At 25.5% G+C, this 14,842-nt stretch carries 12 protein-coding genes; 11 read left to right on the top strand and 1 reads right to left on the bottom strand.

All coding sequences use genetic code 4. The features are described from left to right. The first annotated feature begins 34 nt into the window (after window positions 1-34). From SBIUS_RS02445 to SBIUS_RS02435, 3 genes are all read left to right on the top strand, one after another. The gene (locus SBIUS_RS02445) at window positions 35-2,941 is read left to right on the top strand and encodes a cation-translocating P-type ATPase (protein WP_162684919.1); all 2,907 of its coding nucleotides are present in this window, start codon (window positions 35-37) and stop codon (window positions 2,939-2,941) included. 148 nt (window positions 2,942-3,089) lie between these two features. After that, window positions 3,090-4,085: a hypothetical protein gene (locus tag SBIUS_RS02440; protein WP_162684918.1), complete on the top strand. Its 996-nt coding sequence runs from the start codon at window positions 3,090-3,092 to the stop codon at window positions 4,083-4,085. A gap of 108 nt (window positions 4,086-4,193) precedes the next feature. Further along, window positions 4,194-5,042, top strand: a complete 849-nt coding sequence (locus SBIUS_RS02435) for a DUF1295 domain-containing protein (RefSeq protein WP_162684917.1) — start codon at window positions 4,194-4,196, stop codon at window positions 5,040-5,042. Window positions 5,043-5,070: 28 nt separating this feature from the next. Here SBIUS_RS02435 and SBIUS_RS02430 read toward each other — a convergent pair whose 3' ends face one another. Beyond that, window positions 5,071-5,892 (bottom strand): DegV family protein, encoded by an 822-nt coding sequence (locus tag SBIUS_RS02430; protein WP_162684916.1) that lies wholly within the window; start codon window positions 5,890-5,892, stop codon window positions 5,071-5,073. 159 nt (window positions 5,893-6,051) lie between these two features. Between SBIUS_RS02430 and SBIUS_RS02425 the strand changes: the two genes are divergently transcribed. The 8 genes from SBIUS_RS02425 to SBIUS_RS02390 all read left to right on the top strand — a co-directional run bounded on the left by SBIUS_RS02425 (window position 6,052) and on the right by SBIUS_RS02390 (window position 14,754). Continuing rightward, entirely contained in the window at window positions 6,052-6,408 is a 357-nt protein-coding gene (locus tag SBIUS_RS02425) for a hypothetical protein (RefSeq protein WP_162684915.1), read from the top strand. Between the two features lie 64 nt (window positions 6,409-6,472). Then, window positions 6,473-7,363, top strand: coding sequence for a Pr6Pr family membrane protein (locus tag SBIUS_RS02420; RefSeq protein WP_162684914.1), 891 nt, complete (start codon window positions 6,473-6,475; stop codon window positions 7,361-7,363). Then, window positions 7,341-8,228 carry a hypothetical protein gene (locus SBIUS_RS02415; RefSeq protein WP_162684913.1) on the top strand — a complete coding sequence of 296 codons (888 nt, stop codon included), beginning with the start codon at window positions 7,341-7,343 and terminating at the stop codon, window positions 8,226-8,228. Before SBIUS_RS02420 ends, SBIUS_RS02415 begins: the two co-directional genes overlap by 23 nt. A gap of 101 nt (window positions 8,229-8,329) precedes the next feature. Then, the gene (locus SBIUS_RS02410; RefSeq protein ID WP_162684912.1) at window positions 8,330-9,154 is read left to right on the top strand and encodes a hypothetical protein; all 825 of its coding nucleotides are present in this window, start codon (window positions 8,330-8,332) and stop codon (window positions 9,152-9,154) included. A gap of 387 nt (window positions 9,155-9,541) precedes the next feature. Further along, window positions 9,542-12,190, top strand: coding sequence for a valine--tRNA ligase (locus SBIUS_RS02405; protein WP_162684911.1), 2,649 nt, complete (start codon window positions 9,542-9,544; stop codon window positions 12,188-12,190). A gap of 55 nt (window positions 12,191-12,245) precedes the next feature. Next, window positions 12,246-12,716: a hypothetical protein gene (locus tag SBIUS_RS02400; protein ID WP_162684910.1), complete on the top strand. Its 471-nt coding sequence runs from the start codon at window positions 12,246-12,248 to the stop codon at window positions 12,714-12,716. A 42-nt stretch (window positions 12,717-12,758) separates the two neighbouring features. Then, the gene (locus SBIUS_RS02395) at window positions 12,759-13,463 is read left to right on the top strand and encodes an ABC transporter ATP-binding protein (RefSeq protein WP_162684909.1); all 705 of its coding nucleotides are present in this window, start codon (window positions 12,759-12,761) and stop codon (window positions 13,461-13,463) included. Further along, complete coding sequence (locus tag SBIUS_RS02390) at window positions 13,453-14,754, top strand: FtsX-like permease family protein (RefSeq protein WP_162684908.1); 1,302 nt, start codon at window positions 13,453-13,455, stop codon at window positions 14,752-14,754. Before SBIUS_RS02395 ends, SBIUS_RS02390 begins: the two co-directional genes overlap by 11 nt. The last annotated feature ends 88 nt before the right edge of the window (window positions 14,755-14,842 follow it).

Here is a 14,842-nt window from a genome sequence, read left to right as displayed (position 1 = left end):
ATTTAAATATTGAAAAAAAGAAGTGGAAGTATATATGGACGAAAATCTTTTAAGTTCTGAACCAGAACTCGAAAAAAAATTAGAGACAAATATAAAAGAGGGTTTAACTTCACAACAAGTTGAATCTAAAAAAGAAAAATATGGACTTAATGAATTACCTCAAGGAAAAGTAACTCCTTGATATTTAATATTTCTAAAAACTTTAGTTGAACCAATACTATTAGTTTTAATGGGAGCAGCTGTAATTTCAATTATTGCACCAATAATTTCTAACAAAGGTCACATCGAACCTTCAGAATTTATCGATGCAGCTGTTATTTTATCAATTGTTTTAATTGATGCTGTTTTAGAAACTGTTCAGACAATTAAAGCTAGAAAATCAATGGATGCTTTAAAATCACTTTCAAAACCTAGAGCTGTGGTTATTAGAAATGGTATGCAACAAGAAATTGATGCAAGTGAATTAGTTCCGGGAGATATAGTTGTTTTAGAAGCTGGAAAATATATTCCAGCAGAACTTAGAATAGTTGAATCAAGTGATCTTTCAATTGATGAAGCTAACTTAACAGGAGAATCATTGCCTGTTGAAAAAACACATTTACCTTTAAAAGAAGCAACAACAATTTTAGCTGATATGAAAAATATTGCTTTCATGTCAACATTTATTACATCAGGAAGAGCAATTGGTGTTGTTATAAAAACTGGTGAAGAAACTGAAATTGGAAAAATTGCAAAATCAATTAATGAAAACGAAGAAGAATCAACTCCATTAGAAAGAAAGTTAAACTCATTTACTTACTGAGTGAGTGGTTTAAGTTTTGTTCTTGCAATATTAATTTTCACTACATTATTCTTTAGTGGAGATAAAAATGCATGAGCTAACTATTTAATGGTTGCTATTACTTTAGCAATTGGAGTTATTCCAGAATGTTTAGCAGCTGTTGTTTCTATTACCTTAAGTATTAGTACTAAAAAAATGGTTAAACAAAATGTTATTATTAAAAAACTTCAAGCTGTTGAAACTTTAGGTAATGTTAACTTTATTTGTACAGATAAAACTGGAACATTAACTCAAAACAGAATGACTGTTAAAAAAATGATAATGGACAATAAAATAATTACATCAAAAGAATATGCAAAAGAAAAAAATGATAACCACATGGATTTATTCTTAAAAGCTTTAGTTCTATGTAACGATTCAGTTACAGAAGGAAATGAAAGAATAGGAGATCCAACAGAACTTGCTCTTGTTGATTATGCTGAAATAATTGGATATGACGAACAAGACTCAAGAGATGTTTGAAAAAGAATTGATGAAATGCCTTTTGACAGTGAAAGAAAAATGATGACAACTGTTAATGAAATTAACAATAAAAACTTTGCTTTCACAAAAGGTGCAATCGATCAGTTACTACAAAGATGTAGCAAGATAATGGTTGATAATGTTTTAAGAGATATCACAGAAGAAGATAAAAAACATTTGTTAGAAATGGCAAATGAACTTTCTCAAGATGCTTTAAGAGTTCTTGCTTTTGGATATCACGAAAACTATGACAAACTTGAAGATAAAGATGACTTAGAACATGACTTAATCTTTTTAGGAGCAGTTGGAATGATTGACCCTGTTAGAGAAACTGCAGTTAATGCTGTTCAATTAGCTCATGATGCTGGAATAGAAGTTGTAATGATCACAGGTGATCATGCTGTAACTGCTCTTGCAATTGCAAAAGAATTAGACTTAGCTCATTCTGAATATGAAGTAATGAGTAGTGAAACTTTAAACAAACTTGATGACAAACAATTATTAAGAGTTATTGAACAAATAAAAGTTTTTGCTAGAGTTAACCCAGAACATAAAGTTAGAATTGTTGATGCTTTAAAACAAAAAGGTAACATCACTTCAATGACAGGTGATGGAGTAAACGATGCTCCAAGTTTAAGTAAAGCTGACATTGGTGTGGCTATGGGAATAACTGGAACAGATGTTGCTAAACAAGCAAGTGATATTATTTTAACTGATGATAACTTTGAAACAATTATCAAAGGAGTTAACGAAGGAAGAAACGTTTATCAAAAAATTAAAAGAGCTATTGCTTTTGTGATTGGTGTAAACTTAGCAAACGTTTTGGCAATATTTATATTATCTGTTATCAATTCAGTTTCTCCTTTAGAAGCTACAAACATTTTATGAATGAACTTAATTGTTGAATCAATTATTGCTCTTTCAATGGGAATGGGTGCAAACGATCCAAGTTTAATGAAGATAAAACCGGTCAAAGGAAAGAATTCATTATTTAAAGGATTAGGATTTACACTATTTAAAATAATTTTATTTACAACAATAGCTTCAATTGGTGCTTATTATTTTGGAATGATGTTTGTAACTCCAGATGAGTTGGACAGAATTTTAAAATTACAAGGTGTAGAAAATAATATTTCATTTAATAATTGACATGAAGCTTTAAGAAGTAAAGCAATTGATGTGGAAACAAAAATTGAAATAGGAGATTATGGAAGAACTGCAATGTTTATTGCAATTACTTGTGCACCTTGTTTCTATGCAAACACAATTAAATTATCAAATTGAAAAGCAGATAAAAAATTAGATATAGTTCATAATAAACCATTATTTATTTCAAGTTTAGGAGCAATAGGTTTAAACTTGTTGGTAATTTTTATACCAGGGTTTAATGATAAAATTTTAAACTTAACTGAATTAAATCAATATAGTTCTGCAAACTGATACTTAATTCCAGGAGCTTTAGCGATAGCTGTAATTCCTGTAATTGCAATTCTAATTTTAGATGGATCAATTTATGTAATTTATCATTACAAACCAGATCCATGAAGAAGAAATAGAATTATTGCTCAAGAATTAGTTGAAATGGATTTAATGCAAGAAAAACAAAAAAGAAGATCAAAGAAAAGAGTAAATCACTAAATTTACTTTTTTTTTTTTTTTTTTTTTTTTAGTTTAGATTATAAAATTATATTGAAGTTTATCTTTTGTTATAAATTAATAGCTACTAAAATACATGAATAATTAAGGTTGGTTGGGTGGGAATGTTGAAAGAAAGGATTTTAGTATGATGAAAATCTTACAACTTTTATTTGGTTTAGGTATGACAACACCAAACTTATCAGCAATAGTTAATGTAAATAATCAAGTTGAAAATAAAGATGAATATAGATACTATGATTATGCAATGGATTTAACAACTTCGCATTTTGAAGTTGATGAAAACAATGAGTTAGTCGACAACAAAACTTATGATATGTCAAAACAATTTCAAAGAGAATTTGATGAATGACTTGAATATAAAAAACAAAATAATGTTTCATTTATTGAATTAGAACATATAGAAACAAAGTTTGGAGCAATAGATTCTTCAGGAGAGTTTGTTAAAAAAATGTTTTTTGAAACTTTACTAGAATCTCAAGAGATTGTAGTTCAAAGATTAGATTTTAAAGTTTATGGAAAGCAAAGTTCTCAATATAAAGTTTCTTTAGAAGGAGACTTTTACTTGGATGGAACACTTTGAAAAAATGTATCTCTTTTAGGTTATCCTGAAAATCAATACTTTACTTCATTTCAAATAATGAGTGATTTTTATATCACTGCATTTTTTAAACAATTTCAATCTTTGATTTTTAGCAATAGTGAAAATTTTAAAGCAGATTTTAATTTAGAAAAAAAACAAACTTTTAATTTAGATGAATTAATGCAAAATTATATTGACTACTTTAGACTTTATCCACAAAAATACAGAAACATAATAAACATTTCTTTAGATTTTGAAACAACAGAAAATAATTTAATAAGTTCAATTTTATTAATAGATTTATTAAAATTAGAACTTTCAAATAACAATAATAAATCAACAACTCTAACAATGGGCTTAGTAGAAAAACCTACAAGTTCAGGAGGAACAAAAATTTATTTTGATCATCTATTTAGTTCTACACTAGAAGGTAATAACAATAGTGTGCAAGTAAAGAAAACTGGAAATAGTTATCATAAAAGTGAATTTAAAGATGATAATTTAAAAATTAGTTTAAAAGTCGTTTTGGAAATGACAGAGTAATATAAAAAATAAAAGTGTTTTATTAAACAATAAAGCACTTTTATTTTTTATTAGTTTATACAATTTTAAAATAATCTATATATAATTTTCTTTATACAAGGAGACACTATGGATATTAATTACAATTTTATTGGCTATTTATTTGCAGTATGTATGGTTTTGAATTTATTTTTCTTTATCATTGCATATACTTTTAAGTCAGATGTATTTACAGATATAACGTATGCTTTAACATTTTTAATTTCAACAACAATTATATTTGCTTGAAAACAAAACTTTTCAATTATACAAATTTTAATTTATGCTTGTGTTGTTGTTTGATCAATTAGACTTGGTTCTTATTTATTTAAAAGAATAATAAAAATAAAACATGACAAAAGATTTGACAATATCAGAAACTCGTTTTTTAAATTTTTAGGATTTTGAGTTTTACAAGCTGTTTCAGTTTTCTTAATTGTAATGCCAGCTTGCTTTGCATTAACTATTCCAGAAAAATATTTTGATAACAAAAACTATTTAAGTTTTGTATTTATCTTAATAGCTTTACTTGGATTAGTTTTTGAAACAATAGGTGATGAACAAAAATCTAAATTCTATAAAAACAAAAAGAAAGATTTTATTGACACTGGACTTTGAAAAATATCAAGACATCCAAATTATTTTGGAGAAATGGTATTTTGATTATTCATCACAATTGGTTTCTTAACAAACTTTATAATGACAAACTCTGATAATTTAAACTCATATTATTATTTATTGTGATTGCTTTCACCATTATACATAATTTGTTTATTGTTATTTGTTTCTGGAGTTCCAATTCTAGAAAGAAATGCATTCAAAAAATTAAAAGATAATCAAGATTATCAAGAATACATTAGAAAAACAAGTGTAGTATTTCCTTGAATTGGTAAAAAGGGATATACAAAAAAAGTTAAGAAAATGCAAAATGAAAAATAAAAACTTTGAAGTAAATCTTCAAAGTTTTTTATCTTCAAGCACAAAATGCCATAGTTTGTTCCCCGGTGTTTATCATAATAGATTTTGTTAAATCAGATCAAAGATTTATTTCTAAATCAAAACTCTTAATAATGTCTTTTACTTTATCGATAATATCTTGTTCAAATATTCCACATGCAACATCAATTACTTTTAGGTCTTTAACTTTTGATTTTAATTCACTTAAAATGTATTTAATTCCAATAAGGAAGCTTCTTTGCTTGCTATCTAAAACTATTTTTTCGTCTGCCACTTTTAAAACAACAGATACTTTTAAAGTAGAAGCTATAAGTCCTTTTAGTTTACTTATTCTTCCACTAGCAACCATTGTAGTTCATTTTCTTGGGATTATATAGCATTCATAGTTTTTCTTATCTTTTTCAATGAAATCTTTAATTTCTTGAGAAGTTAAACCTTTGTCAATCAAATATCTAATATCTTTGATTTGCTTTTCTAAAATAATACTTACTCCGTCACTGTCAATCACAAATACCTTATCTTTGAATTTATCTTGATTAGCAAAAGATAAGTAACTATTGTATTGTCCTGAAAGTGCTTTTGCAATTCCACAAATTATTAGTTGATCATAGTCTTTTAAGATGTTTTCAATCATATTTTCTAATTCACCATAAGGGCTTTGACTAGTCTTGATATGTGTATTTATTATCTTTAAAAACTCTTTATCTGTTAATTTATCATCATCTTTAATTGACTTTTCCGCATTCAAATTAATTGAAAGGGGGATAATATATAAATCTTTAATGTTTGATTTCAAACCAAAAGATGAATCGGTTAATATAGCTATTTTCATATTTTTCTCTTTCTTTAGTTAATAGATTAATACCCTAAATTAATCAAATAAATAGTATCATTAAACTTAATTAAAAATTTTTTTAAAATTGTCTATATTTCCTATTTTTTAAAAATAGTCTATAATTAATCTAATAGCAAAAAACAGGAGAAACTTAAGATGGACAATAAGATTCAAAAAATTAAGCAAGGGGTATATAAAACAGCTGTAATTTCAATGGTTGTTTTTATAATAACTTTAGTTCTTAGTGGTGTATTTTTAACTTTATTTATTAACGAACACCAACAAGAAAGAACTTCATGACTATGATTAGGTTTAACTGTTCTTAGTGGAATAATATCTTTATTTACGTTCTTTGCCTTAATTGGCGGATTTACATTCTTAAATGCCAATAAAGATTGAAAAGAAATACAAAAAGTAAGAAAAAAAGCAGCTCTTGATTGAGGTTTATTCTACTTTGTATATGCAAGTAGAATAGAAAAATATTCAGATTCTGTTGAAAAAGAATCAAAATAAAAATAATGAATTATAGATCGATTTGGTCTATAATTTTTTTATAAATAGAAAAGGGAGAGAACTAATGTTTATCACAAAACAAAATTTAAAAGATTGAAGACTTTGATATAAATTAGCCGTTGCATCTTTAATAACAATTTTTATTCTAGAAATGTTAATTAAAGGTATGGTTAATATTGATGCGAAGGGTGACAGAAGTCCATGAGCTATCTTTGGTAAAGATTCAGAAGAAGTTATTGGATATGACTACTTTGGTTATGTAATTAACTTCTTTAGTTTCTTTACAATTCAATCTAATATATTAATTGTTGTATGATTAATGATTGGATTTTTCAATCATAATAAAGAAGGTCAAATAAAACCTTTACAAAGAACATTTTCTTTAAGTGTTGTAACATTTATAACAGTTACTGCATTAATATTTAACTTTATGTTATTACCTCAAGTTTTAACTGCTAAACCAAATGAGTTTGGTGAAAAGCCAATTCCTAGTGAAGCTGGTGCTGCTGCTCTATGATGAATTGAACAAATGATAGTTCATACATTAGGGCCAATAGCTGCTGTTGTTTACTTCTTATTCTTTATGAAACAAGAATTGGAGTTTAACTTTAAAAGTTTCATTTTAAAAGATTTTCTTAAAATGATAATTTATCCATTATCATACTTAGCATATACTTTAATTCGTGGAGAATTGATCTACAGAAGTTATGGTTCTAATGCTCAATTAGCACAAAAACATAATGCTTATCCATATTTCTTCTTAGAAATACATAATAAAAATGTATTTAATTCAACAAACGAAAGTATTATTACTAACGGATTATTCTGATTATTTATAGCTGCAATTGCAATTATAGGTATTTTAATTGGTCTAGGGAGCCTTTACCTATTTGTTGCTACAAAAACAAGCAATATTAGAAAGGGATGAGGGAATGAAGAACAAAAAACAAAATAAAAATGATAGTATAGATTTGCTTAAAAAACAAAACAAGATAATAAATAAGTTTTTTAAAACCAATCGTTTTGGTTTAGCAACATTTATATTTGACCAAGTTGTATTTGCAACTGCTTTTATCTTGTTTATTTTGAACCTAGTTCTAAAAATATCATCACCTGAAGTTTCTTATTCAATTTTGGCACTAAGTGCTTATCTATTGTTTAAGTTTACTTATATCAACTGATTTGCAAAGAATAAATTCTTTCAATGTATTACAATTTTTGATTACTCAGTAAAACTAAGTAATCAAAAATTTAGAGCAAAAAGATCTATTGAATTTACTCCAATTTGATTTTGAGTATATATAATTGGGTCAAACTTTATAACTGTTATTTTCATTAACTATGAATTAAGTTCATTTTTAAGTGAAAAACCAGTAATGTCAGCTATTGGAGATGCAATGCTAAATGCAATGTTATTGCCATCATTCTTGAATTCATTTCAAAAATTAGCTAAGTCTGATAAACAAGTTGAATCAAACTATACAAACTTAGTGAAAGATCAATATTTTTCAAATGAATCATTATTTAAAGATGCAAAGCTATCTGACAATAACTTAAATGCTGTATTTTCAAAAAATGATTTAGTTTCAAAAAATGGACTATTTATTTTTACAAACAAAAAAGACTTAACAGAAAAAGAAACAACAGAAATCAAGAAAATTAACGAAAAGATATTAGCTACATATACTGAAATATGAGCTAATTACTATGATTTGCTAGAAACTAGTGCTTCAATTGAATTTTCTAAATCAAAAGCTAAAAAACTATTTTGATTAGAAAGAATATATGACCATATATTCTTAGATTTCTTTAACATTTAAAACCATTTATAATGGTTTTTTTATTTTTAATCTTGTTTTGAGATTTGCAATATTAATTTAAAGTCTTATAATATTTATGAACAAAGAAGAGAGTAAGAAAAATGAAATTAGGGGCTAGAAAAAGAAATTGAGCAGACTTCATAATTTATGGTGCAATTTTTATATTGTTATCAATTTTTTTCATTACTCCATCAGTTAGTGTTCTTAGAGATAAGTTTGATAATTCAGATATATTAATTGCAATAAAAATTATTGTTGGATTAGTAGGTATTTTAGCTATTTTAGTGAAATATATTAAAGGATATACTGAGTTTATTACTAATTTAGATATAAATAAAAACAACGTTTCTACTTTAAAATGAACTTTAAGAAAAAATAACTTAATAGCTTTCTTAAAAACAACTTTATCAATAACTCCATTTCTTGTTTTTGCAATAATTCAAGGAATGAAGTTAAACAAAGGTATAAATATAGAATCTGAAAACACTATTTTAGGTGTTCCTTACCAGCTAAAATTTATGGGTATGGGTTTAAACAATAATGTTGATAATGGATTTTTATTAAACTTTATAAATGCAATGTTAAATAATAATGAGTGAATTTCATTTGGAATTTCATTGATATTTTTATCAATAATTGCATCAACATTTTTAATGGGATTAATTTATGTTATTTATAAAATCTCTATGAATAAGTATTTCAAAGAAATTAACAAAACATTTAGAAAAATATCTTTAAATGTTAAAACAGAAAAAGAATTGAAATACTTTGATAACTTTGAAGAGGTTATGATTGAAAATGAAAGTAAAGAAATTTCATTCCAAAATGAGAGAAACTTGCATTTATATGCAATTTTAGACGTTAAAGAATCCGACTTTTGAAAAGAACTTAAGAAAGCTACTACACCACCACATTTTAACTTTTAATAATTACTTAGTTAAAATACAAGTGTAGATACTTAAATACAAACGCCAAAAAAAATTAATTAAATAAATAATATAGCTTTAAATGTGTCGGAACTTTTAGAGCTAAATAGCACTTTATGTGCTATTTTTTTTATTTCATTTGTTATAATTAAAAAGTCGAAAACTTATAAGGAGTAAATAACTGGTAATTTTCAGAGATCTAGTGGTTGGTGTGAACTAGAATTTATCACTATTGAAGGTTGTATAAGTATTTAAAACTAAATAAATTAAGTGGGCTTAATTTAAAGTCAATTAGGATGGTACCGCGTATTGGTGTTTTACAATTCGTTCCTATTTTTTAATGTTTATTAAAAAATAGGAATTTTTTTTATTAAAGGAGAGGTTTATATGAAAGAATTAGAGAAAAAATATAGTCATTTAGATGTTGAAAAAGACAAATATCAAATGTGACTTGATCAAGATTTATTTAAAGCAGAAATGGATGATAAAAAACCAGCATATTCAATAGTTATACCACCACCAAATGTTACTGGTAAATTACATTTAGGACATGCTTGAGATGGTTCGCTTCAAGATTTATTAATAAGATTTAAAAAACTAAATGGCTTTGATACTGTTTGAATTCCAGGAATGGATCATGCTGGAATTGCAACTCAAGCAAAAGTAGAAGAAAGACTAAGAGAACAAAACATATCAAGATATGATTTGGGAAGAGAAAACTTTATTGAAAAGGTTTGAGAATGAAAAGAAGAGTATGCTCTAACAATTAGAAGTCAATGAGCTAAACTTGGTTTAAGTTTGGATTACTCAAAAGAGAAATTTACTTATTCAGAAGAATTAAACAAAATAGTTAATCATGTATTTGTGAATATGTATGAAAAAGGATTAATTTACAAAGGTAAAAGAATAATAAATTGAGATCCAAAACAAAAAACAGCTCTTTCAAATATTGAAGTTATTTATAAAGAAACACAAGGGGGGATGTATCACTTTAAATACATTTTAAGTGATAATCCAAACGAATTCTTACAAGTGGCTACAACACGTCCAGAAACTATGTTTGGAGACGTTTGTTTGGTTGTAAACCCAAATGATGAAAGATACACCAAGTATGTTGGAAAAACAGTTATAAATCCCTCTAATCAAGCTTTAATGCCTGTTATTGCAGATGAATATGTAGAAATTGACTTTGGAACTGGGGTTATGAAATGTACTCCAGCTCACGATATTAATGACTTTGAACTTGGTTTAAAACACAATTTAGAACAAATCAATGTAATGAACGATGATGCAACTATGAATGAAAAAGCATTAGAGTTTAATGGATTAGATAGATTTGAAGCTAGAAAAAAATTAATTGAAAAATTAACAAATCAAGGAACTTTTATTAAAAAAGAAGAAATAACTCACCAAGTAGGTTACTCAGAAAGAAGTAATGCTATTGTTGAGCCGTTTATTTCAGATCAATGATTTGTAAAAATGGATACTCTTGCAAAACAAGTATTAGATTTACAAAACTCAAAAGATGCAATCAACTTCTTTCCAAATAGATTTAATGAAACACTAAACAAGTGAATGGAAAATTCACATGATTGAACTATTTCAAGACAACTTTGATGAGGACATCAAATTCCTGCTTGATATAACAATGAAACAAAGGAAGTTTATGTAGGAACAAATCCTCCAAAAGATGAACAAAATTGAACTCGTGACCAAGATGTTTTAGATACATGATTTTCTTCTGCATTTTGACCATTTGCAACAATGGATTGAAATCCAGAAAGTCAATCTGAAATGATGAAAAGATATTTCCCAGTTTCAACAATGGTAACTGGATATGACATTATTTTCTTTTGAGTAGCTAGAATGGTATTTCAAAGTTTAGAATTCACTGATTCAAAACCATTTAAAGATGTTTTAATTCACGGTCTTATTCGTGATTCAGAAGGAAGAAAAATGTCTAAATCTCTTGGAAATGGTGTTGATCCAATGGATGTTATTGAAACATATGGAGCAGACTCACTAAGATATTTCTTACTTACAAACTCTTCTCCAGGACAAGATTTAAGATATAGTGAAGAGAAGTTAACAAGTACTTGAAACTTTATTAACAAAATTTGAAATGCTTCAAGATTTGTTATGATGAACATTGAAAAAATACCAACAAACCAAGAGTTTGATGCTGTTTTTGATACAGTTAGTGGAGAGAAAAATCAAATTGATTTATGAATTTTAAACAAACTAAGTGAAACTCAAAAACAAGTAAAAGAAGCTATTGATAAATATGAATTTACAATTGCTGGAAAAGCACTTTATAACTTTATTTGAGATGATTATTGTTCATGATATATTGAACTCGCAAAAGCTCAAGTTGGAGAAAATAGTTTATTAAATGATAAAGAAAAAGAGTTTAGTAAATTAACTCTAGGATTTGTTTTAAAAAACATTCTAATAATGTTACATCCATTTATGCCTTTTGTTACTGAAGAAATTTATCAATCATTTGATTTAGAATCTTCAATTTTAAAAGAAAGATGACTTGAAAAAGATTATAGTGCCAAAGTTGAAGTAATTAAACCAATATTTGACATTATAAGCGCTCTTAGAGAGTTTAGAGCAAGTCAAAACATTAAAAACTCAATAAGTTTAAATGCTCACTTAAATTTATCAAAATCTGCTTTTAAAACAGTATTGGAAAGCAGTATAAACTATATTCAAATGTTTATTGAAAAAATGGTTAACTGTAACTTAAATATTGATCAAATCAATGAAAGTGAATTCACTTCATTGCCTGTAAATGATTACTTCTTAGATATTCCAAACAAAGACTTCTTTGATAAAGAAAAGGTTTTAATTGAAACTAAAGAAAAAATCGAAGAACTTTCAAAAGAAATTGAAAGAAGTGAAAAAATGCTTTCAAATGAAAACTTCTTAAAAAGAGCTGCAAGCGATAAAGTAGAAGAAGAAAAAAGAAAGTATGAAGACTACAAAAAACAATACGAAATCTTAAAAGAAAAACTAAACGAATTAAACTAATTCGTTTTTTTATACTTGTTTTACTTGCTATAATAAATAAAAAAAGGAGGCAATTATGAATAAGTTTAATAAAATCGGTATTTTATTTTTCATCAGTGCAGTATTTGCTCCTTTTTTACTTGCTATAATTCCTTTTATATCAATTGCATTTTTCATATCAATATTTTTTAATGCATTTAGATCAAAAGAGAAGTTTTTAAAGTCATTAAAATACTTTCTAATTAGCTTTTCTATTTGAACACTTACTTATTTAATAGTTATAACTTGAATAATGGTTTTAATAGGTAAAAATGTTGTATTTACATCAGTTTTATTTAATACATTTGCTTTAATGCTTTCAATAACTTTAACTTTTAAACTTATTGAAATAACTCTTAAAGAATTTAAGTTAAATACCAAAAATAATGATTTTAATTTTTTCAATATTTTTATATTTAAAAACAATTACATAGATTATCAAGTTTATCCTATTAAAACAGATCTCAAAGGTCTTTTAGAATACAAATACAACATATCTTCAATTTAATTCTCTTATTTTTTTATTGTAAAAGAAAAGGAGAAATAAAAAATGAGAGAAATCATTAAAGTATCAAAAGTAACTAAACAAAATATATTAAAAGAAATTAACTTATCAATTAACGAAGGGGAATGTGTATCAATAATGGGAAACAGTGGAGCTGGTAAATCAACTCTACTTAATCTAATGTCGGGTTTAGAAAAACCAACAACAGGGCAAATCTTTATTAATTCACAAGTAATAAGTGAATTAAAAGAACCTGGTTTAACAAAATTTAGAACAAACAATATTTCATATATTTATCAAGACTATAAATTAATTGAATATCTTACAGTAGAACAAAATATTAAATTTATTGAGAAAAATAATAAAAACAAAATAAATGAAACAAAATATTTAAACATAATTAAAGCTTTAGGATTAACAGAAAAAGAACATGTTATTGTTGAATCGCTGAGTGGGGGTCAAAAACAACGTGTTGCTATTGCAAGAAGTTTGCTAGGTGAATCTAAAATAATATTTGCAGATGAACCAACAGGGGCTTTGGATCTTGTAAATACCAAAAAAGTATTAGAAGAACTTATTGTTAATAGTAAAAAATTGAACAAAACTTTAGTAATAGTTACTCACTCACCAGAAGTTGCATTAAAAACTGAAAAAATAATTTTAGTTAACAACGGACAAGTAACTGAACAAATATCTACTGGATTTATTGACTATAATTGATTAGAAAAAAAACTACTCAATGAAGAATAGTTTAGTTTTAAAACAATTATTCTTTTATAAGACAATAAATTTAAGTATATTTATAACTCTTTTGATTTGTTCAATGTTTACAAACTCATCACTTTTCCTATTGCTTTCTTCAAAAGAAGAAATGGGAAGTGATTCAAACATGTTATTAATATTTATTATATTGTTTGGTCTAATATTGCTTATATCAACAATTATGATAACTATTATTATTGGTATTAACTTTGAAAGTAGAAAAAAAGAAATAATAAACCAAAGACTTTTGGGTATTTCAAATAAGATTATTTTTTGAAATCTATTAAAAGAGCAGTTAATTATTATGATTCCAAGCTTTGTTTTAGGTTTTGTATTTGCAATTATTCTAAATAAAGTATTGGTAGATCAACTAATTGTTCAAGGAGTTCTATCAGATACTTTTAAAGTATCTTATAAATTTGTTAATGTGTTTTTAGTTTTCTTAATTGGTATTGTTTCTTTAGTCTTTGTTATTTATACAAGTACTAAAAAATACAATCAATTAGAAAATAATTATAAGGTAAGTAAAAAAGTAACCGTTAAAAAAACAGTCTTAAAATCAATATTTGGAAGTTTATTCATACTATCATTTTTAGCTTTAATAATATTTGAAAACAGTGAAGTTTTATATTTATTTGCTAGTTTGTTCTTTTTAATAGGGCTTATGATAGTTTTAGAGCTTGCTCTTAAGTTATTTTTTAGTATAACTTTCAAGATAACTAAAAGAAACTTTATGATATCAAGTTCTATAAAAAACATGCAATTCAATGCTGGATTGATATCAAAAATCATTGTAATACTTGTTAACTCTATGGTCTTCTTGTATTTTTCAATTAATGTAATCCAACAAATGTCTCAAGTGACATATGAAGGATCAGAAAATGAAAATTATATGAAAGGGCTACAATTTTTATCTCAGTATTTAAATTTAGTGTTTTTAATCTTTAGTTTTGTAGTTATTGTAAATGGATTTATGATGTATTTAAAAATTACAAACAAAGAAAATAAGGTATTGAGAAAATTAGGATTTACAAATGAAAAAATATTGATGAGAAACACGATTCAATTTATATTTATCTGATCAATATTCTTGTTCTTGTCATTTACAACAACTTTATTTATATCGTTGATATGAAATGATACAAAAACACTTGAAAACCTTTGAATGTGATTTGTAGAAGTGTTTTGTGTTTTAGCAATAATGTTAACGATAATAATTTTTGATTACATTTTAAAAATAGTTAAAGATAATAAGAAAATGAAAAACGAATTAAAATAATTCGTTTTTTTTATCGATTAATTTAATTGAGGTGGTTTTATTAAAAAAGCTAAGTATGTAGTTATATTAATATTTTCTATTCTTATAG

The organism is Spiroplasma sp. BIUS-1, assembly GCF_010365805.1.
Taxonomy (GTDB): domain Bacteria; phylum Bacillota_I; class Bacilli_A; order Mycoplasmatales; family Mycoplasmataceae; genus Spiroplasma_A.
Note: the sequence above shows the minus strand (reverse complement) of the source record. Positions and strands in the feature narration are given on the sequence as shown.